A 19,764-nucleotide genomic window follows, 5' to 3' on the forward strand; every position below is an offset into this window, starting at 1 on the left:
TAAAATATAGCCTAGGCCGAGATAGATACCTCACGAAGTATATCTTAAAATCTATCTCGCAAAGCATATCTCTTACATCAATAATTCAACCCTATTTTCACTCCCCCATACCAATTCCTAGATGGAGCTGGCTGATAGAACCTTCCCCCAAAAGCATTCAGATCATTGCCCAGGCTGTAGCTTTCGTCCAGTAGATTATCCACTCCGGCAAAAAGCTCCAAGTCGAAATTCCCCAAGCTTTTCACCCAGCCTGCTCTTAGATTGACCAAGTCATAGGACTCCTGAAATACTGTATTGGCATCATTCAGAGGAATTTTTTCGGTAAACTGATGGGTAAAATTCAGGTAGATTCCGGGTCTGGTTCGGATATCCAATCGGCTGACCACATTGTGGGGAGGCACTCCTGTCAGGTCATTTCCAGAAAAGTCATTGGTTTGTTTTTTATAGTCGATAAAGGTGAAAAACTGCCCGGTGTAGGCTGTTCCGACCAAGAAGTCTTTGATGAACCCACTAGCATTTCTCAAGATCGCGTAATCCAAAGATGCTTCAATTCCTTTTTGATCCGTCGAACCTGCATTTCGGAAGAGTACCACGCCATTGGCATTGGTAAAGGTGGTGATCGTCTCGTCCAATTTGAGGTAGTATGCGATGAGTTCGAGGTTGAATTTCTCTTTTCCTAAACGATAACCGATCTCGTAATTCACGCCTTTTTCAGCTTCCAGATCCAGGTTCAAGCTACCTTCATTGGTTCGGACTTCATCGATGGTAGGTGGGGAAAAGCCACTGCTGATCGAGCCATAGAACGAGCTGAAAGGATTCAATCGATAATTAAGCGCGACTCTGGGTACCACAATTGGATCAAAGGTTCGGGTTTGAAGTCCTGTACGCCCGCCCGCAGCATCGATTTGCCGATCGATCTCGTAGCCGGAGAAGTTTTCACTTAAGCCCAGCGTAACCAATAGCTTTTCTGTCAGATTCAATTCGGCTTGCTGGAAGAAGAAGCCTTGGTACGTCCGGAGTTTGTCAGCAAAGCGAACCGTATCGGCCTTTCCGGCGCGGTTTCCAAAGTTTTGTGCATCGGTGATGGCATTTTGAAATTCTGCTCCAGCAATCAGGCGAAGTTCTTTTCCACCCAATTTGGTCTCATGAGTAAACTTGGTCCTTGCCCCGTAGCCAAAGCCTAATTCCTTTTTGTAATCCAAAATGAATGGATTTTCGAAGTTGTTGGTATTGAGGTAGACCGTGGTGTTATTGCTGGTTTTCTCCGAAAAGCGATACAAATGTCCCAAAGAAAGCAAGACCGATTGTTGGGAAATGGAGCTGTTTTGGTTGATCGAACCTGGACGGGCTTGTCTTGGATTTGCAGCCAATTGGTCTGCATTGAGTGCACCGGGGATTTGATAATCCAAATCTGAAATCAGCAATTGAGTCCGGATTTCCTGTTTTTCAGATACATGGAAATAGCCTCCCAACTGAAATACTTGTCGATCTACTGCTGAGTGCTCCCGATAACCGTCAGATTTTTGGCTGACGTAGGATGCCTCGATCCCTCCATTTCCTACTTGTTGGGATAGTCCCAAGCGGAATCTGGAGAGCCCGAAATCTCCCGCTAGAAAGTCGGTGGAGATCCTGTTCTCGCTCAAATTGGGTTGACTGAAAAGCGAAATTGCACCACCGTTACCTGCTCCATAAATGCTTCCCGAGGGACCTTTTACAATCTCGGAAGTCCGGATGTTGGACAAATCGAGCAAATTCAAAGCCGTGGTCCCATCAGGAGAAGTAAAAGGCACCTCATTCCAATATACTTTCACATTTCGCACTCCAAAAGGTGACCGAAGAGAACTCCCACGGATGGACACCCGATAGCTGGCAGGTGCTCGTTCCTCGATGCGAACCCCTGCTTTTTGATTGAAGGCATTGACTGGAGATATCTCATTAAAACGGCTAAAGTCCCGCTCAGAAACAGTCACAACCGCAGCTGATTGCTCCAAAAGAGGGCGCTCAGATTCAAAAGCAGTTACCGTTACAGCAGAGAGATTGAGCACGGTTGGGATCAGCTGCACCTCAAATTCACCACTGGAAAAGGTTTTCTCCAAGGTCTCATAGCCTTCGAGGGCAAAGGTGATTTTTAGATTTTCTCCTGAGAAAGCAACAATCCCCGAAGCATTGGTTCGCAGAATAGTTTTATCCGCTTTGACCCGGACATTTTCCAAGGGAAGTCCGGTGATCTGATCAGTAATTTTGAGTTGGATTTGGGCTTGAAGCCCAAGAGAAATCAAAAAAAAGAGGAAGGTGATTACTTTTTTCATGAGGGAAAATTACAAGGAAAGACATTGACAAAAGCCGATTTTCTGCGCAAAGGTTTCCAAACTCAGTCATCGGTCAATTTTTGTTTCCGATTCCCGGACAAAATCGGTAGGTTTTGAATCAAATTCCGCATTATGAAGAAATATGTTTTGCCACTTTTTGCCCTAGGATTGAGTTTTTGTGCCGAAAAGGCCGCCCCACCAGAGCCTATTTTACCGATTCCGAACGAACGCCAAATCGCTTGGCAGGAGCTCCAGTTTTACGGATTTGTCCATTTCAATATGAATACCTTCTCCGACCGGGAATGGGGATTTGGAGATGAAAAGCCGGATCAGTTTAATCCAACCGCACTCGATGCCAGACAATGGGCAAGAATCGCCAAGGAAGCAGGCATGAAAGGCCTGATCATCACTGCCAAGCATCACGATGGATTTGTCCTTTGGCCGTCAAAGTACACCGAGCATTCGGTGAAAAACAGCCCTTGGAGGGAAGGAAAGGGCGATTTGATTCAAGAATTTGTGGACGCCTGTCGGGAATATGGACTCAAAGTCGGGATCTATTATTCCCCTTGGGACCGAAATCATCCCGACTATGGCAAGCCTGAATACATCACCTACATGCGCAATCAGCTGACGGAGTTGCTGACCAATTACGGAGAAATATACGAGGTCTGGTTTGATGGTGCCAATGGCGGAACAGGTTGGTATGGCGGAGCAAATGAGGAGCGAAAAGTGGACAAATTCAACTATTACGATTGGCCAACGACCCATGAATTGGTCCGAAAACTTCAGCCTAATGCCATGATGTTCAGCGATGCCGGACCTGATGTACGCTGGGTGGGCAACGAGGATGGCTTTGCGTACGAGACTACTTGGTCCAATTTGATGCGGGATTCAGTCTATGCAGGCATGCCTGATTTTGATAAATGGGCCACGGGTCAGGAAAATGGAACCCATTGGGTGCCCGCCGAATCCGATGTGAGCATCCGTCCGGGATGGTACTACCACACCTACGAGGATCACAAAGTGAAAACACTGCCGGACTTAATGGAAATCTATTACAACAGCATCGGGAGGAATAGCTCCCTGTTGATCAACTTCCCCGTGGATACCCGAGGCTTAATCCATGAAAAAGACGAAGAAGCCATTTTGAAAATGGCTGCCAAAGTCAAAGAAGATTTTGCAGTCAATCTTGCTAAAGATGCTTCCTTCGAAGCAAGCGTAGATCGAGGCAAAGGATACACGGCAGATTTGCTAAATGACGATGATTTCAATTCGTATTGGACGACTCCCGATGGGCAGTTGCAGGCTTCCGTGGAGGTGGATTTTGGAAAAACAGTTTCCTTCAACCGTCTCCTGATTCAGGAATTTGTCAACCTTGGGCAACGCGTGAAAGCTTTTTCCCTAGAAAAAGAAGTAAACGGTAGCTGGGAAAAAATCGCAGAAGGAACTACGATCGGGTACAAGCGGATTTTAAGATTTGCGGATACCGAAGCCCAGAAAATCCGAATCAACTTTCTGGATGGAAAAGGTATTCCGGTTATTTCTGAAATTGGGGTCTATTCCGCTCCTGCCTTGCTTTTTCCTCCGAAAATCACCCGAACTCCCGAAGGAAAAGTTACCATCCAGGCCGCAGAGTCTGAGTTGGAAGTCTTCTTCACCACGGATGGATCTGCTCCAAAAGTTGGGCAAAACGCCTATTCCGATGCCTTTGAACTCCTTCAGCCCGCTACTGTTCAGGCTATCGCGGTAGATTCCAAAACCGGAAAAACCTCCGATCCTGCCCGAGTGGATTTTGACCTAGCCAAAGCTAACTGGAAAGTCATTTCATCCGATTCGCTTGCCATTCGCGCCGTTGATGAGCGGGCTAATTCTTATTGGACTTCAAAAACCAATGACCTGACCATTGATCTGGGTCAGGAAGTGGAACTGAAAGGTTTTACCTATCTGCCGATGCAAGCCAGATACCCAAGTGGATACATCGCCGATTATGCTTTGGAAGTGAGTGGAGATGGGAAAAGCTGGAAGCGAGTCGCTCAAGGTGAATTTTCCAATATCAAAAACAGCCCGATTGAGCAAATCATCAAAATGGATCCAATCAAGGCCCGATTTGTTAGGCTAAAGGCCCTTCGAACCGTAGATGGGAATGCAGCTACGTTTGGGGAGTTTGGGGTCATCACCCGCTAATCTCAGCCTTGTAAAATTCAGGTAGGGATTTTTCGATAAAATCCCTACTTTCTCCCCTCAATTGCTTTAAACCCAATCTATCGCCTATACTTATGAACAGACGACATGCTTTGCGGCATATTGCGCTGATATCCGGAGGTCTTGCCCTGATCCCTTCCTGTGACTTCAGCAAAGACGACATCCTCGCCGCCTACAAAAATCTGAAAGTTACCGCCTCCCAAAAAGCGCTTCTTGCTGCCATTTCAGATACTATCATTCCAGCCGGAGAAATCAAAGGTGCGCTTGATCTTGAGGTGCCTGACTTTATCCTCGTGATGGTCAATGACTGCTTTACCAAGGAAAATCAGGAGAAATTCACCGCCGGATTGACGGCTTTTCCGGATTATGTCAAGGAATCAAAAGGCAAGAAATACAACGAGCTTTCGACCAAGGAAAAAGAGCAACTTATTCTCGATGCGGCTAAGCTGGAAGGAGATGATTCTGAAGAAGGTAAACGAAAAGCAGCGATCGTCTACTTCCTCAATTCCACCAAGCGATTTACCATCCAAGGATACATGGCATCCGAATACATCCAAACTGAAATCATTCCATATTCCCTAATACCTGGCGAATACAACGGCGCCGTATTGATCACTGACCTTCAAAAACCACGCATCAATGGCTAATCTGAATATCCGTAGCAAACAGGAACGAACCTATCAAGCCATCGTCATCGGTTCGGGCATCAGTGGTGCTTGGGCTGCCAAAGAGTTTTGCGATTTGGGTGTAAAAACTCTGATGCTGGAGCGCGGCCGCAATGTGGAGCACATCAAAGACTACCCGACTACCAATCTCCTTCCTTACGAGTTTCCCCATCGGAACCAGATTCCTCAGGAGATTCAAGAAGCCAATCCGGTCATCAGCCGATGCTATGCCTTCCGTGAAGATGCGATGCACTTTTTCGTCAAAGACACTGATCATCCTTATGTGCAGGAGAAGCCTTTTGACTGGATTCGAGGCTATCAGGTAGGTGGTAAATCGCTTCTTTGGGCCAGACAGGTACAGCGTTGGTCTGACTTTGATTTTGACGGGCCGGCACGAGATGGTTTTGCGGTGGATTGGCCGATTCGATACAAAGACATCGAAAAATGGTACAGCCATGTGGAGAAATTTGCTGGGGTTTCAGGTTTCAAAGACGGCATTCCACATCTTCCCGACGGGGAGTTTTTACCTGGGTATGAGCTGAACGTGGTGGAGAAATACTTTGCTGAGCAACTCAAAAAGCACTACGGCAATGACCGACACATGATCTCAGCCCGCTGTGCGCACATCCATGGCAATGCCGAATACTACGCCCAGCAGGGTCGGGCCATGTGCCAAAACCGAAATCTCTGTCAGCGAGGATGTCCGTTTGGGGGCTACTTCAGTTCCAACTCATCGACCATTCCTTGGGCTTTGAAAACGGGCAACTTGACCCTCCGACCTGATGCGGTAGTTCACTCCATTATTTATGATGAAGAAAAAGGAAAAGCGACCGGGGTACGCATCATCGACCGCCTGACCAAAGAGACGGAGGAATTCTATGCTGATGTGATCTTTGTGAATGCCGCAGCGCTAAATACCAATGCGATTTTGCTCAACTCGACTTCAAACCGTTTCCCGAATGGACTGGGTAATGATAATGGACTGCTTGGCAAATTCGTAGCTTTCCATAATTACAGAGCCCGAGTTTCCGGAGAATACGAAGGTCATTCCGAATTCACCACTTCCGGAGGTAGACCGACGAGCGGTTATTTTCCAAGATTCAGAAACGTATATAAGCAGGAGACAGACTTCCTTCGAGGCTATGCAGCGGGATTCTCTGCCAGCCGTGGCGTAGGACCGGACACCAGCGGCATCGGCATGGACTTGAAAAACAGTCTCCTCAATCCGGACAAATATGGTCCTTGGCGAGTGGGTTCCCACATGATGGGCGAGACCATCCCGAAGGAAACCAACTTTGTCGCCCTCGATCCGAATCAAAAAGATGAATGGGGCATGCCTCAGCTTCGAATCAGCGTAGACTACGACGATAACGATGAGAAAATGGTCAAAGACTACATCGAGCAGATGACGGAGATGTTTACCAAAGCTGGATTTACCAATATCCAATCTGCCGACAGTAAGCAGGCGCCGGGCTTGGACATTCACGAAATGGGAGGGGTAAGAATGGGCAAGGATCCGAAAACTTCCCTACTCAATGCCAACCATCAGCTGCATGCCGTGCCGAATGTCTATGTGACTGACGGCGCTTCGATGACTTCTACTTCTACACAAAATCCATCCCTAACCTATATGGCATTTGCGGCAAGAGCGGCGCATCATGCAGTGGCGGAAAGCAAAAAGTAAAGTTTGAAATCAGAAAGCTGAAAAATGGCCCAAGTCGATAGATTTGGGCTTTTTTGTTTTTAAAACGGCAATTTCCCCAAATCCACATTCCCACCGGAGAGGATGATTCCCACTTTTTTGCCTGCGAACCTTTCCTTATTCGCTAAAAGAGCTGCCAATGGAACTGCACAGGAAGGCTCGATGATGATCTTCATTCGCTCATACACCAGTCGCATAGCTTCGATGATCTGAGGGTCGGTGGCAAGTAGGATGTCATCCACATAGGCTTGAATCAACTCAAAGTTCAACTTACCCAGCGAAGTCAAGAGCCCGTCGGCGATGGTGTTTGGGCCCGTTTGAGGGATGATATGTCCTGCACGAAAAGATCGGAAAGCATCATCCGCACCAGTGGGTTCGCCTGCGATGACTTCGATTTCCGGATTGATGTAATGGGCTGTCAAAGCTGTTCCCCCCAAAAGTCCACCACCTCCTACAGGAGCCATGACGATATCAAGATTCGGTTGATTTTCCAAAAGTTCGAGCGCACAAGTGGCCTGACCTTCGATTACGTCCATGAAATCATAAGGAGGAATAAACGTTGCTCCAGTTCGTGCTACAACCGCTTCTAGGGTTGTTTCCCGGGCTTTCAGGTTGGGTTCGCACTCGATGATCTCGCCTCCATAGCCTTTGACCGCTTTCTTTTTGATCTCTGGTGCATTGGAAGGCATGACGATGTAAGAAGGAATTCCCGCCACACTGGCAGCGCGGGCGAGGGCGGCAGCATGATTTCCGGAGGAGTGTGTTGCGACTCCTTTGGCTCTTTCCTCAGGGCTCAGCTTCATCACGGCATTGGCAGCTCCTCGGGCTTTGAAAGCACCGACTTTCTGGAAGTTTTCGCATTTAAAATAGATCTCGCAACCTGCGATTTCATTGATCGCGGAGGAGGTCATGATTGGGGTGCGGTGGATAAACGACTGAATGCGGGCATGTGCCGCGCGGATATCGGAAAGAGACGGAAAATTCATGGGTTAAAGATAATAAAGAGAAGATTTGCTTTGCGAAATTTACTTTTTGAGGTATCTCGGCTTTAGCCTTATCTTTTTTTATCTGCGCAGCTATCTTGAATTTTATCCCTTCCACTTAAAACTCTTCTCATCAATCGCCCGCATCGTGCATAGTACCCCGTTGAGGTGATCGTATTCGTGTTGGATCAATTCAGAAATCGCTCCTTCCACAGTCCAGCTTTGTTTTTCCCAGTTTTCATCCAAGTATTCCAGAGTCAAACTTTGGTGACGCTTTACTTTTACCAGCAGATTGGGAAAGCTCATGCAGTCGTCCCACAGCTCAAAAAGCTCTTCACTGAGCCCCTTCAGTTCGGGATTGATAATGATGTAAGGCCGATCCAGATTGAGGTAAAACATCCGCTTCATGATGCCCAACTGCGGGGCCGCGATTCCCCTTCCAAATCCATACACCCGGCGAATGTCCTCCATGGCTTCGTGCAGCTGCTGAGTCCACTCGGGAACATTTACTAGATCCGATTTTAGGACAGGTTCGCAGACTTCATAAAGCCGAGGATCACCGAGTTTGAGGATATCGTGGATGGATTTCATAGGGGTCAATTCAAGATATGCTTCGCAAAATAAAAAAGATATGCTTCGCGAGATAATAATCTCGGCTTTAGCCATACCTTGAAAATATCTCCAATACTATTTTTTCATAATGAAGATATCCTTCGCGAGATAAATTGAGATACACTTCGTGAGATTGCTATCTCGGGGTTAGCCAAATCTTAAAAATATCTTAGCTGCTATCTTTTCCATCTTTTTAAACGCAGAAATCTTATCTCCCCTATTTCCCTTACTTTTGCCCCATGAATTACCTTTCAGTTGAGAATCTCAGTAAGGCTTTCGGGGAACGGAAGCTTTTTTCAAATATCTCTTTCGGCATTTCCCAAGGACAGAAAATCGCCCTCGTTGGTATCAATGGGGCGGGCAAGTCCACCCTAATGAAAATCATCATGGGGCAAGAAATTGCCGACACCGGTCAAGTGGCCATCAACAACTCCGTAAAGATTGCCTATGTGCATCAGAACCCGGTGTTTGACTCCAACCTGACGATTTATCAGACCATTTTTGACCAAAGTAATTCGGAGGTCCTTCGGGTGATCGAGGACTATCACAAAGCCATGTTGGACTCCGAGCGGGGAATTGACAACTCGGCCCAAATGTCCAAGCTGTTTGAGAAAATGGATGCGTTGCAGGCCTGGGATTTTGAGTATCAGGTGAAAGAAGTTCTGGGAAAATTGGGCCTCCACGATACCGAACTTTCCGTAGGGAATCTCTCCGGCGGTCAGCGGAAGCGGGTGGCTTTGGCCAAGGCCATTTTGGAAAAGCCAGATTTACTTCTACTCGACGAACCTACCAACCACCTCGATCTGGAAACGATCGAATGGCTGGAAGATTACTTGGCCAAGGCCAACTTGTCCATCTTTATGGTTACGCACGACCGTTACTTTTTGGATAAAGTGACCAATGAAATTCTCGAACTTGATCAGGGGAAAATCCATAGGTACCAAGGCAACTATGGCTACTTTTTGGATAAAAAAGCTGAGCGGCTTCAGATCGAAGACATTGAGATCGAAAAGGCTAAAAGCCTCTATAAAAAGGAGTTGGACTGGATTCGTCGTCAGCCCAAAGCCCGAGGAACCAAGGCTAAATACCGCGTGGATGCATTCGAAGAAACCAAAGAAAAAGCTTTCACCAAGCGGGAGGAGCGAGATATCGAACTGACGGTTTCCACTCAACGGCTAGGAAACAAGATCCTGGAGATCGAAAAAATCGGCAAATCCTTTGACGAAAAGACGCTTGTTAAGGACTTTTCCTACATCTTCAAAAAGAAAGATCGAATCGGGATTGTAGGGCCCAACGGTGCAGGAAAGACGACTTTTCTGAAAATGATCACGGGCTTACTTGAGCCGGATGCTGGAAAAATAACAGTTGGTCAAACTACCTTATTTGGCTATTACCGTCAGGAAGAAGACCGTTTTGACGAAGAAAAGCGATTGATCGATGTGGTGAAGGAAGTGGCCGAAGTCGTGGTCCTGGACAAAGGTCAGACGATCACCGTGAGTCAGTTTTTGACGCAGTTTGGTTTTCCACCCAAGCAACAATTCACACCGATTGGAAAGATGAGTGGAGGTGAGCGCCGCCGACTTCAGCTTTTAATGGTGTTGATCAAGAATCCAAACTTCCTGATCCTGGACGAACCGACCAACGATCTGGATTTGATGACCCTGAATATCTTGGAGGAATTTCTGGATACGTTTCCGGGTTGCTTGATCATTGTTTCTCACGATCGATACTTTATGGATCGACTGGTGGAGCACTTGTTTGTATTTGAAGGGGCGGGTGTGATTCGGGATTTCCCTGGGAATTATACTGATTTCAGGGAATGGGAGAAAGAAAACAGTATTCAGTATCAAGACACAAGTATCAAGACTTTAGAGCCAAGAAACGAGATCCAAGACACAAAAAGCGAGGAAAAACAGGTCAAAGTAGAAAAGTCCATTGCGGCAACGAAGGTCAAGGCGAGTTTTAAGCAAAAACAAGAATTCAAGAAGATCAACGAGACGATTGCTAAGTTGGAGGATGAAAAGGCAACACTGACGGATCAAATTGCAACTGGTACCTCTGATGTCAACTTGTTGATGACTTGGTCTAATCGACTTCTTGCCATAGATGGCGAATTGGAAGAATTGGAGCTGGCTTGGCTAGAATTGAGTGAATTGGATGGGATAGAGGATTGAAATTAGCCACGAAGGCACTAAACTAGCTTTATGCCTCATTGTCTTCGTGCTTTGGTACCAATACAATTTAAATCCTTCCTTTCAAAAAATCCTGCCTCAAGTCTTCTGGAAATTTCTCAATGGCGTACCGTAAAGCAGTCCTAGGCATGGTTGGATAGTGCTTTTTCAGAAACTTTAGTTCCACTTCAAAATTCCGATTTCCGATTTCCCGTAGCATCCAGCCGACACCTTTGTGCATGAGGTCATGGGGATGGTTTTTGAGCTTTTCTGCCAATGCCAAAGCATCAGCAAACTCCCCTCTTTTGATCCAAAATAGGCTGCTGATCATGGCTACCCGTTGCCGCCAGAGGTGCCCGGAATCTGCCAGTTCGTAGAATAGCTCCTTATCCCTTTTCCAGTAAAAATTCCCCAATATCTGGTGACATGAGCTATCCACCAGATCCCAGTTGTTTACATGGTCTAGATGAGAAAGGTAAAAGTCCACTAGTTCTTTTTGCGCTGGTTCTGACTTGGTTTTTTCAAAGCGATATACCAAAGCCAATAGACCAGTCAACCGAACCTCGTGAAATGGATGTTGAATCAAAAGAGTAAGTTCTTCTAAGCTTATTTCTTTAAAAAATTGCTTGGCAATTTGCCGTTGAACGGGAACTGTTACCCCCAAAAAAAGATCTCCTTCTCCGTATTCTCCAGGTCCTGTTTTAAAAAATCGAGGGAAAAACAAAGCTTTTTCCGGTATAGCTTTGTCTTTCAGGGCTTCGATAATTTGTTCGGTCAAACCACTCATTGAGTAAAGATACCTAGCGCTTTTTGGATTAGGTTATCGACCGTCTTCTCTGCATCTGAATCAAATTTCTTCAATGGACGATTGGCGACGATGGCATTTAGGCTTAGCATTTCATGACCAAGTAATTTGCCCAACGCATAATATCCCGCGGTTTCCATTTCAAAATTGGTCAATCGTTTTTCTCCGATTTTTAATCCAGTGATTCGTTCGATCATCCGGTCAAATCTTGGTTTGAGGCGAACTTCTCTTCCTTGAGGAGCATAAAATCCAGGACAAGTCAAGGTTACCCCTTGTTTTATTTCGCTTGGGAGTTTTCCCAAAAGTTTTCTAGAGGCCTTAGCTTGATAGGGGTAGAAAGGTAAGTTTAGCTCCATTTGGATCGCCCGAGCAATGCTTTGATCTTCTTGCAATGCTGGGTAGTAGGCCATCAACGTATCCATTCCGATTCCTATCTCAGAAGCTAGCATCGAGCCCACGGGTAGATCTTCCTGCATACTTCCTGATGTACCGATTCGGATAATTTGTAAGCTGGTCTTTTCAGGTTTGATGAGTCGGGTTTCCAAATCTACATTGACTAAAGCGTCGAGTTCAGTCATCAAGATCTCGATATTGTCGGTACCCATTCCAGTACTGATGGCGGTGACGTGCTTGCCGTTTTTCCAACCCGAATGGGTGACAAATTCCCTTTTTTGAGTTTTGAAGTCGATCTGGTCAAAATACTGGGAAACCAAAGCTACCCGGTCTGGATCGCCTACGGTAAAAACAGTTGAAGCCAGGTGTTCTGGCTTCAAATGCAAATGATAAATACTCCCGTCAGGATTGATGATCAGTTCAGACGCAGGAATGGGTTGATTCTCCATGGAGTTTTTGGATTAGGTCCTTACTCGGCTTACGGTGAAGACCTTTGTAAGGATTATAGCCATTGGTATTTTTCTGATAGTATCCGGTGCCGTCATAGGGACGTTTCTCGGGATGCTCTTTGCATTCTGGGGAACAAGCCCCTTCAAGTTCCCAACCGCATTTTTCACAAATTGCCAAGTGTTCATTGCACTTAGGATTAGCACAGTTGACCATTCGATCACTGGCAGTACCACATACATGACATTTGGAGACGATGGTTGGGTTCACCTTGTTAACATCTACTGCGATTCGGTTATCAAAGACATAACATTTGCCTTCGAAGTCTTCACCTCCTGCTTCCATGCCATATTTGATAATTCCACCATGAAGCTGATACACATCTTCAAAGCCCTGCTCGAGAAGGAAAGCTGAGGCTTTTTCACACTTAATCCCACCCGTGCAATAAGTTAATACCTTCTTGTTTTTGAGATGCTCGAGTTCTTTCACTTTTTCTGGGAAATCCCTGAAATTGTCGATATCCAGCGTTATGGCATTTTTGAAACGACCCAACTCGTGCTCGTAATTGGAACGAACATCCAAAATAACCACATCTTCCTGATCCTTCATTTTTTTGAATTCTTCAGGCTCCAGATGCTTGCCAGTTTTAACATTTGGATCCAAGTGGCGGAGTGAGGAGTGCACGATCTCAGGCTTATAGCGCACATGAATTTTGGCAAAAGTATGCGCCTCGTGATAGTCAATTTTGAATTCCGTCTTCGCAAATCGAGGATCGGCATGGATATAGGCCATGTACTTTTCGCAGTCTTCGATCAGACCGGAGACGGTTCCATTTAAGCCTTCGTCTGAAATGATGATTCGACCTCGGATGTTGTTTTCTACACAGAAGAGGTGGTGTTCTTCCCGGTATTCTTCAGGATTTGTGATCTGCGCGTAGCAGTAATACAGCAATACGCTGTAGGGTTTGTTTGTTGTGTTTTCCATAACTAGAGCCCTGTTTCGGCAGGGTGTTAAAGGATTTAGGATTTATGATGTTTGATTTTAGAATTGAGTATTAGGTAACTTAGACTTCGTTATTCTCAAATCTAAAATCGGAAATATTACTTCACTTTTGCCGCTGGATTGCCAAATACAGTTTCATTTTTCCCCACAGAGGCAATTACCACGGAACCCGCTCCTACTCGAGCACCTTTCCCGATAGTGACTCCTGCCACAATCGTCACTCCAGAGCCAATAAATGCTCCTTCTTCAATGGTAACTTCGGCATTGATAATTGAGCCAGCACCAATTTGTACAAAATCCTGAATTTTGGATTTGTGATCGATTATGGCTCCTGTATGAAAGATACAGTGGCTTCCCACTTCAGTGCCGGCTCCTATAATTACGTTGGCATTGACAAAGTTACCGTGGCCAATAGCTGCATCAGTCGATACATAGGCCCGTTGATGAATCGCGTTTACGGGTTGCATCTTTCGGTTTTCCAAAAGCATATCCACTAAAAACTTCCGGTATTTGCTGTCGTCTACCGCGACAAAGGCCTCAGTCTTTTTTCCGATCAACTTTAAAAAGCCTTCATCTTCAGTATGGCCAAGGACAGGCACATTATTGATTTCGGTTCCATGCGTTGAGGCATCTTCATCCAGAAATCCATAAACGATGACCTGGTTGCTGTTGAAAATTTCAAGTGCAGGATGGGCGATGCCTTTTGCACCTAGAATAATCACTGGTTTATCCATGAACTGATTGGGTTTTGGATGGCAAAAGTACGGGAAATGTGCAGCTTGCGCAAAGGTTCATTTGGATTGACCTTTCAGGAGGCTCTGTCCGATTTTGCAACTGAGACATTTTTGAGGCTGGCAATAGGATCGATAAAGGCCAATCATCCCTTGGGAATCAAAAGAGCTTTGTGCTTTCCAGTCCTGTTCGGCAAATTTCCGAATGATGTAATTATTCTCGGCAGGAAGTGTCTGCATCAAATCAAAACAGCGCTCTTGCCAATCAGTTTGCTCAAAATATTGGCCATAGGCAAACCAAAGTGGAATGACAAAATTGATAATCAAAAGTTCAAGAGATTGCCTTGAAATTCCTTTGGAAGCCACTTTTTCGGAAGGGTTTCCAAAGTTGTAATGATGCTGCCAATAGTCTGAAGGCTCCACCTGAAGCAGTTTTTTAAAACTCGAAAATTCTCTACTTTCCTCTAAAACAGCTTGAAGCAAGTTGGGGGCCTTTGAAAGAATGGCGGCGAGTTGGGCGATTCTGACGGTAGGGAAATTACTTGGACGAGCTCCCAAAAATGTCCACTGCTGACGGCTAAGCTTTTGTGACCAAGCAAATTTTTTCTGATAAAAATCATACTCACGAATCAAATGTTGGGCGTAGGGTTCCTCCGTTTTTTCTGGCAAGAGTCCAGCTTGGCCAAGTAGCATCGACTCCAGCGCCGTTACTTGAGTTCGATGTTTTTGTAGAATTTTATAAGGGACCAAGGCGGCAAGTTCACCCATGGGAATGGAATTGGTCTTGAAGCCGAAGCAAGTAAAGAGCCATCGATACGCTGTTTCTTCCCAATCTCCTTTGGTCACATCAAGAATAGAAAGAATAAGCTTGGATTTTTCCATCAAGCGCTCAACCAGAGCCTTTTCCAAAGCGGAAAATCGGATGATTTCAGGGACCGATTGGAAGGCATGGGCACAAGGGAGGTCTGACTTGAAGTCCAAGAGGTTTTCATAATTTCTCCAGATTTCAAGGAAAATCTTCCCTTTCAATTCCAAAGTTGGCATTAGCGTCCCATCATTTCGGTGAACTTCTCGATCATTTTCCCAAACTACATGAAGTATGACTGAATTGTAGGCCGGGTCACCCCCATGTGCATGTTGCCTCCATTCAGAGGCTAATCGGTGGACTTCAACATGACCATGAAAAGTCACACCATCGAGGACAAATGAAGCATCCCGGAAGTCTGGTCCTTCTCCTTGATTGTGAAATCCAACATTGAGAATTTGCAATTGTTGCCCATCTACGGTCTGTAGATTTTTGCGGTCAAAGTACTGATACTTCCAGACCAGCTGTAAAAAGTCTTCTTTGAAATTCATAAAAGTCTTAAGACTAAAAGTTTATGGAAAGTAATAACTTCTTATTTTAAAGTCAATTTTGTCTGGCATGAAAATTCCTCAAACCACACCTCGAATTATTCAAACTCTTAAAAAACTTGATTTACTTGACAAACAAATTAATAGGATCTTGATGTACTGGGATCCTATTGGCATTGGTAAAATTCAAGGATTTGAACACAATCTTTGGGAAGAATATATAAGATATATCCCAAAACTGAGAGATGCCCTTGATACAAAAAAGCCAATTAGACCAATTATTGATTGGATTGAAGGAGAATCTATCGGGTGCTTTTATACCTCAGCGGAAAAAAGGCTTGAGGTTTCCATCCTTTTAGAACAGTTGATTCCTAATACTTAGCTATATTTTTCCAATAATTCCTTCATCTCCTCCTGAAGCTTTTGGGCTTCTTTTCTAGCTGCTTTAGCAAAATCCTTTTCTCCTGAAGCGTAAATAATCCCTCGGCTGGAATTGACCAATAGTCCGCAAGTTGAATTCATTCCGAATCGAGCTACATCAGACAGGCTCCCACCCTGTGCACCTACTCCGGGTACAAGGAAGAAATGTTCAGGAGCTACTTTTCTTACTTCTCCAATCAGTTCCCCGCGTGTGGCGCCCACTACATACATTAAGTTTTCTGGGCTTCCCCATTCCTGACTTTTTTCCAATACCGATTGAAAAAGCGGTTTGCCGGATTTGTCTTCGATTAATTGAAAATCCAAAGAGCCTACATTAGAAGTCAAGGCCAGAAGAATGACCCACTTGTTTTCAAAATCCAAAAACGGGGTTACCGAATCCTTACCCATATAGGGAGCCACCGTCACCGAATCAAAATTCATCGTTTCAAAAAATGCCTTTGCATAAAGCTTGGAAGTGTTTCCGATATCTCCACGTTTGGCATCTGCGATGGTAAAAACATCCTTAGGCATGATCTCAGCTACTTTCGCTAAGGTATCCCATCCTTTAGACCCTAAAGCTTCGAAAAAGGCAATATTAGGTTTGTATGCTACTGCATAATCCGCTGTTTCCTCGATGATGGCTTTGCAAAAACTGAAGATCGGATCAGGTTCAGAAAGCAGATGAGTCGGAATTTTCTCCAAATCAGGATCCAAGCCTACGCATAGAAAAGATGATTTTTGTTGAATTTGGGAGAAAAGTTCGGAACGGGTCATGTTTTGGAGATTTTGGGCAAAGGTATTGATTTAAAAAAATTAAGACTAGCCTCGTTTCCTGCATAAGTGTAGAAATAGATGAAACCAATCCGCACACCCGATAGCACAGGTGCCGCGGGGGAAAGGCAAAAGAGGGTCTTTTCTTTGGTTAATTCCAAGGATTCTTTCGGACATGAGCTGGCCTAAATTTATCTTTGAGTATGATTTTGTCAACCAATTCGGAAATTAAAATCAATCCTTGGATTTTAATGGTCCTTTATATGGGATTGCTTGCTCCTTTCGCTTTGAATTTTCATCTGCATTATCCAGATGAAATTTATTATCGGGATGCTGCAGTCAAGATGCTTCAAAATGGGGACTATTTAACAACCTATCTTGGAAGTGGAGAATTGAGGTTTAAGAAGCCCATTTTGACCTATTGGACTGTTTTAGCCGGATTTAAGCTTTTTGGAGTGAATGAATTTGGCTCAAGGATTTTCTTTTTGCTAGCCGGAGCGGCAACTGTCGGTTTGACATTTCTTTTAGCAAAAACACTTTTTAGCAATTCTAAAATCGCCGGGCTTTCTGCCTTGATTATGGCTTCAAATTCGGTTTTGATTATGTCCTCAGCCCGCTCAATTCCTGATGTCCTTTTAGTATTGACAATAACCATTAGTGCCATAGGCTTTGCAGGTCTACTTAGAGACGGAGAAAAAGCGCATCAAAAGTACCTTTGGTTCCTGTATTTGGGTTTGGCCCTGGCATTTGAAGTCAAGGGCTTATCTGCAGTAGGGTTGGGTATTTTGGGAATTGGGATAGTACTTTTTAATCCTTGGAAAAAGGTTTCATGGAAAAAGCTATTTCATATTCCAGCTTTGGCGGTGAGCTTGTTCATTGCTTTATTTTGGTTTGTGGCCATGTGGAAGATTCATGGGCCGACTTATTTGAATAGTTTTTTTGAAGATCAGATAGGAATTCGATTTACCTCTCGGATAGTATTGATCCTTCAAAATGGACTATTAGCCACTTTTTTGCTAGGTATTATTTTTTTACCCTGGTCAGTCTTGATTTTAGGGCAGTTTAAAAATAGGGTAAAGGTACTCTGGAAGGAGAATCCTCAGTTTTTTATGTTTTTCTTGTTTTGGGGATTAGCGATCTTGATCATTGGTGGGTTGACCAGCAAGTTTTATGAGCGCTATTTACTGCCGGTGGCGCCAGTTTTGGCAGTTTGGATAGCCTGGTTCTTGGTTCGTGGAGGTATTTTGGATCGGATTCGTGGATTCAAAATCGCTGTGGGGATATTCCTTTCAATGCTGTTGATTCTTACCTCATTGAGTATTTGGATTAATCTCGGGGAGCAGGGGACAGGTTGGTTAAGGCTTCAATGGATTATCGGTGTCTTATTTTTGATCTACGCAGCTATCGTTTGGATTCGAACACCGAAAAAACTTCCGAAGATTATAACCTATTCGATCCTGATGCTATTTTTTCTTTTGAGCTCAATCACTTACCACTTTTCTTTTCCACACCAAGGGCAGCAAGCCAAAAAGCGAATTGATGCTCTTGCTGTTTCTCGGCCTATCGGATTTGCGGGAAATCTAAATGTGGGGAGTAAAATCAGGATGAGTCTGGGGCCGGGCTATGAGTTGATAGATTTGCCAAGGGAAAATTGGATTTCAAAAACTCAGAACTATTCGGTGTTAATTCTGGAAGATAAGCGATTGAATGAAATGGATTTAGCTGAATATGAGGTTCAGGTTCTTTCTAAAAATTGGGATTCTTCCTCTTTGGTACCTTTGCTTTCAGCGTATCATTCGGCATCATTTGACTCTTTGCTTGATCAAATGAGCTCCAAGTATTATTTATTAATCAAAAAATAACCCCGGAGGGTGACTCCGGGGTGAATTGTTGTTGATTGGGTTTATTGGTTGGCCAAAACCACCTTTTCTTTATACTTTTTGATTTGCCGTCTCAAGGCTTCAACAGCCTCATCAGCAGCCGCTTCAAACGAGTCACTTTGTTCTTTGGCAAAGAATTGTTTTCCTGGAACATTAAGTTTGATTTCGACTATTTTATTTTCGTTTTTCTCATTTTTATCTAGCCTCATAAACACTTCCCCGTCTATAATTCGATCGTAGAAGGTGTCCAGTTTATCCGCCTTTTTTTGGATGAAATCGATCAATTTTTGATCAGCATCAAAGTGGATGGAGTGCATTTGCAGTTTCATGGCATTTAGCATTTAATGGTTAAACAATTTGTTTATTTAGGCTTTAGGATGTGCTTGTTCAAACACAGCCTTCAGTTTTTCCAGGGTATTGTGGGTGTAGACTTGCGTGGCCGCCAGATTAGCGTGTCCGAGCAGGTCTTTGACCGCATTTAGATCTGCTCCCTTATTAAGCAGATGAGTGGCAAAGGTATGCCTTAAGAGGTGTGGACTCCGTTTGGAGGTTTCGGCGATTTGATCGAGACGGGCTTTAACAATTCGATAAATCATCATGGGATAGCTTTGCTCACCTTTATTGCTCACTATAAAGTAGGAATTGATCTCAGCTTTTGAAAATCTTTCCTCGAATACTTTTTGATACAAAAGGATATTCTGTTTTAGAGATTTGGAGATGGGAATAATTCGCTCTTTTTGTCGCTTGCCCAGCACCTTTACTTGGTCTTCGATAAGATTCAGGTCCTTCCATTGAAGTTGAATCAATTCTGCAAGTCGCACGCCGGTCAAATACAAAAACTCCATCACCATTCGGTCACGTTGGCCTTCAAATCCTTCCTCATAGTGACTTTCTTCTAGAACGGAATTGATGCTGTTTTCCTGCAAAAATTCGGGTAGTTTTTTCGGGTTTTTAAGGGATTTTAACTTGTAAGTCGGATCCTTCTCAATAATCCTTGATCGAAGTAGAAATTTATAATAAGAACGGAGAGTGGCTAATTTGCGATTGACAGTAGTTGAGCTAAACCCTTGCTCAACCAAATCAATGATCCAAGCCCGTAGTTCTGCATGACTACAAACGGACAAATCATCTAAGGCAAAAGACAGGTTTACAAAATCCAGCACTTGCTCCAAGTCCTTTCGGTAGGCTAGTACGGTATGCGGACTGCTTCGCTTTTCGAACTCTAGGTAATTGATAAATGAGTCAATCATGGCTGTAAAACTTATAAAAAGGTAAAATCTAATTTGGGAATTCCAAGTGATAAAAGTCATCTAGAGAG

General features: G+C 44.4%; 17 protein-coding genes. 6 read left to right on the forward strand and 11 right to left on the reverse strand.

Features of this window, described 5'->3' with window-relative positions; all coding sequences use genetic code 11:
* Positions 1-77: 77 nt before the first annotated feature.
* Positions 78-2,309 carry a TonB-dependent receptor family protein gene (locus AO498_RS03745; RefSeq protein ID WP_067543923.1) on the reverse strand — a complete coding sequence of 744 codons (2,232 nt, stop codon included), beginning with the start codon at positions 2,307-2,309 and terminating at the stop codon, positions 78-80.
* A gap of 132 nt (positions 2,310-2,441) precedes the next feature.
* On the opposite strand from AO498_RS03745, the gene AO498_RS03750 reads away from it, so the two are divergent.
* From AO498_RS03750 to AO498_RS03760, 3 genes are all read left to right on the forward strand, one after another.
* Positions 2,442-4,493 carry an alpha-L-fucosidase gene (locus AO498_RS03750; RefSeq protein ID WP_067543925.1) on the forward strand — a complete coding sequence of 684 codons (2,052 nt, stop codon included), beginning with the start codon at positions 2,442-2,444 and terminating at the stop codon, positions 4,491-4,493.
* Positions 4,494-4,585: 92 nt separating this feature from the next.
* On the forward strand, positions 4,586-5,158 hold the full coding sequence (locus AO498_RS03755) for a gluconate 2-dehydrogenase subunit 3 family protein (RefSeq protein ID WP_067543927.1): 573 nt from the start codon (positions 4,586-4,588) through the stop codon (positions 5,156-5,158).
* A complete protein-coding gene (locus tag AO498_RS03760; protein WP_067543929.1) occupies positions 5,151-6,860 on the forward strand; it encodes a GMC oxidoreductase in 1,710 nt (569 codons plus the stop codon). The genes AO498_RS03755 and AO498_RS03760 overlap by 8 nt, the downstream gene beginning before the upstream one ends.
* Positions 6,861-6,919: 59 nt before the next feature.
* Here AO498_RS03760 and AO498_RS03765 read toward each other — a convergent pair whose 3' ends face one another.
* Positions 6,920-7,864, reverse strand: coding sequence for a pyridoxal-phosphate dependent enzyme (locus AO498_RS03765; RefSeq protein ID WP_067543931.1), 945 nt, complete (start codon positions 7,862-7,864; stop codon positions 6,920-6,922).
* 102 nt (positions 7,865-7,966) lie between these two features.
* Entirely contained in the window at positions 7,967-8,452 is a 486-nt protein-coding gene (locus AO498_RS03770; protein WP_067550227.1) for a peptide deformylase, read from the reverse strand.
* Positions 8,453-8,712: 260 nt separating this feature from the next.
* Between AO498_RS03770 and AO498_RS03775 the strand changes: the two genes are divergently transcribed.
* Complete coding sequence (locus AO498_RS03775; protein WP_067543933.1) at positions 8,713-10,647, forward strand: ABC-F family ATP-binding cassette domain-containing protein; 1,935 nt, start codon at positions 8,713-8,715, stop codon at positions 10,645-10,647.
* Between the two features lie 67 nt (positions 10,648-10,714).
* On the opposite strand, the gene AO498_RS03780 is transcribed toward AO498_RS03775, so the two are convergent.
* From AO498_RS03780 to AO498_RS03800, 5 genes are all read right to left on the reverse strand, one after another.
* On the reverse strand, positions 10,715-11,431 hold the full coding sequence (locus AO498_RS03780) for a DNA alkylation repair protein (RefSeq protein WP_067543934.1): 717 nt from the start codon (positions 11,429-11,431) through the stop codon (positions 10,715-10,717).
* Entirely contained in the window at positions 11,428-12,291 is an 864-nt protein-coding gene (locus tag AO498_RS03785) for a nucleoside phosphorylase (RefSeq protein ID WP_067543936.1), read from the reverse strand. Before AO498_RS03785 ends, AO498_RS03780 begins: the two co-directional genes overlap by 4 nt.
* Positions 12,263-13,273: an oxygen-dependent tRNA uridine(34) hydroxylase TrhO gene (trhO, locus tag AO498_RS03790; RefSeq protein WP_067543938.1), complete on the reverse strand. Its 1,011-nt coding sequence runs from the start codon at positions 13,271-13,273 to the stop codon at positions 12,263-12,265. Before trhO ends, AO498_RS03785 begins: the two co-directional genes overlap by 29 nt.
* A gap of 116 nt (positions 13,274-13,389) precedes the next feature.
* Positions 13,390-14,025, reverse strand: a complete 636-nt coding sequence (locus AO498_RS03795; protein ID WP_067543940.1) for an acetyltransferase — start codon at positions 14,023-14,025, stop codon at positions 13,390-13,392.
* A 57-nt stretch (positions 14,026-14,082) separates the two neighbouring features.
* Positions 14,083-15,378, reverse strand: coding sequence for a DUF2851 family protein (locus AO498_RS03800; RefSeq protein WP_067543942.1), 1,296 nt, complete (start codon positions 15,376-15,378; stop codon positions 14,083-14,085).
* Positions 15,379-15,445: 67 nt separating this feature from the next.
* On the opposite strand from AO498_RS03800, the gene AO498_RS03805 reads away from it, so the two are divergent.
* Positions 15,446-15,757, forward strand: coding sequence for a hypothetical protein (locus AO498_RS03805; protein WP_067543944.1), 312 nt, complete (start codon positions 15,446-15,448; stop codon positions 15,755-15,757).
* Here the strand turns inward: AO498_RS03805 and pyrF are convergent.
* Positions 15,754-16,569, reverse strand: a complete 816-nt coding sequence (gene pyrF / locus AO498_RS03810) for an orotidine-5'-phosphate decarboxylase (protein ID WP_067543946.1) — start codon at positions 16,567-16,569, stop codon at positions 15,754-15,756. The two genes, AO498_RS03805 and pyrF, sit on opposite strands and share 4 nt — an antisense overlap.
* Before the next feature lie 200 nt (positions 16,570-16,769).
* On the opposite strand from pyrF, the gene AO498_RS03815 reads away from it, so the two are divergent.
* On the forward strand, positions 16,770-18,428 hold the full coding sequence (locus AO498_RS03815) for an ArnT family glycosyltransferase (protein ID WP_067543948.1): 1,659 nt from the start codon (positions 16,770-16,772) through the stop codon (positions 18,426-18,428).
* Between the two features lie 41 nt (positions 18,429-18,469).
* Here the strand turns inward: AO498_RS03815 and hpf are convergent, their stop codons facing one another.
* Positions 18,470-18,775 (reverse strand): ribosome hibernation-promoting factor, HPF/YfiA family, encoded by a 306-nt coding sequence (gene hpf / locus AO498_RS03820; RefSeq protein WP_067550229.1) that lies wholly within the window; start codon positions 18,773-18,775, stop codon positions 18,470-18,472.
* Positions 18,776-18,811: 36 nt separating this feature from the next.
* Positions 18,812-19,696, reverse strand: coding sequence for a tyrosine-type recombinase/integrase (locus AO498_RS03825; protein ID WP_067550231.1), 885 nt, complete (start codon positions 19,694-19,696; stop codon positions 18,812-18,814).
* Positions 19,697-19,764: the final 68 nt, after the last annotated feature.

Origin of the sequence: Algoriphagus sanaruensis (assembly GCF_001593605.1) — a bacterium.
In the GTDB taxonomy this organism is placed as follows: Bacteria; Bacteroidota; Bacteroidia; order Cytophagales; family Cyclobacteriaceae; genus Algoriphagus; species Algoriphagus sanaruensis.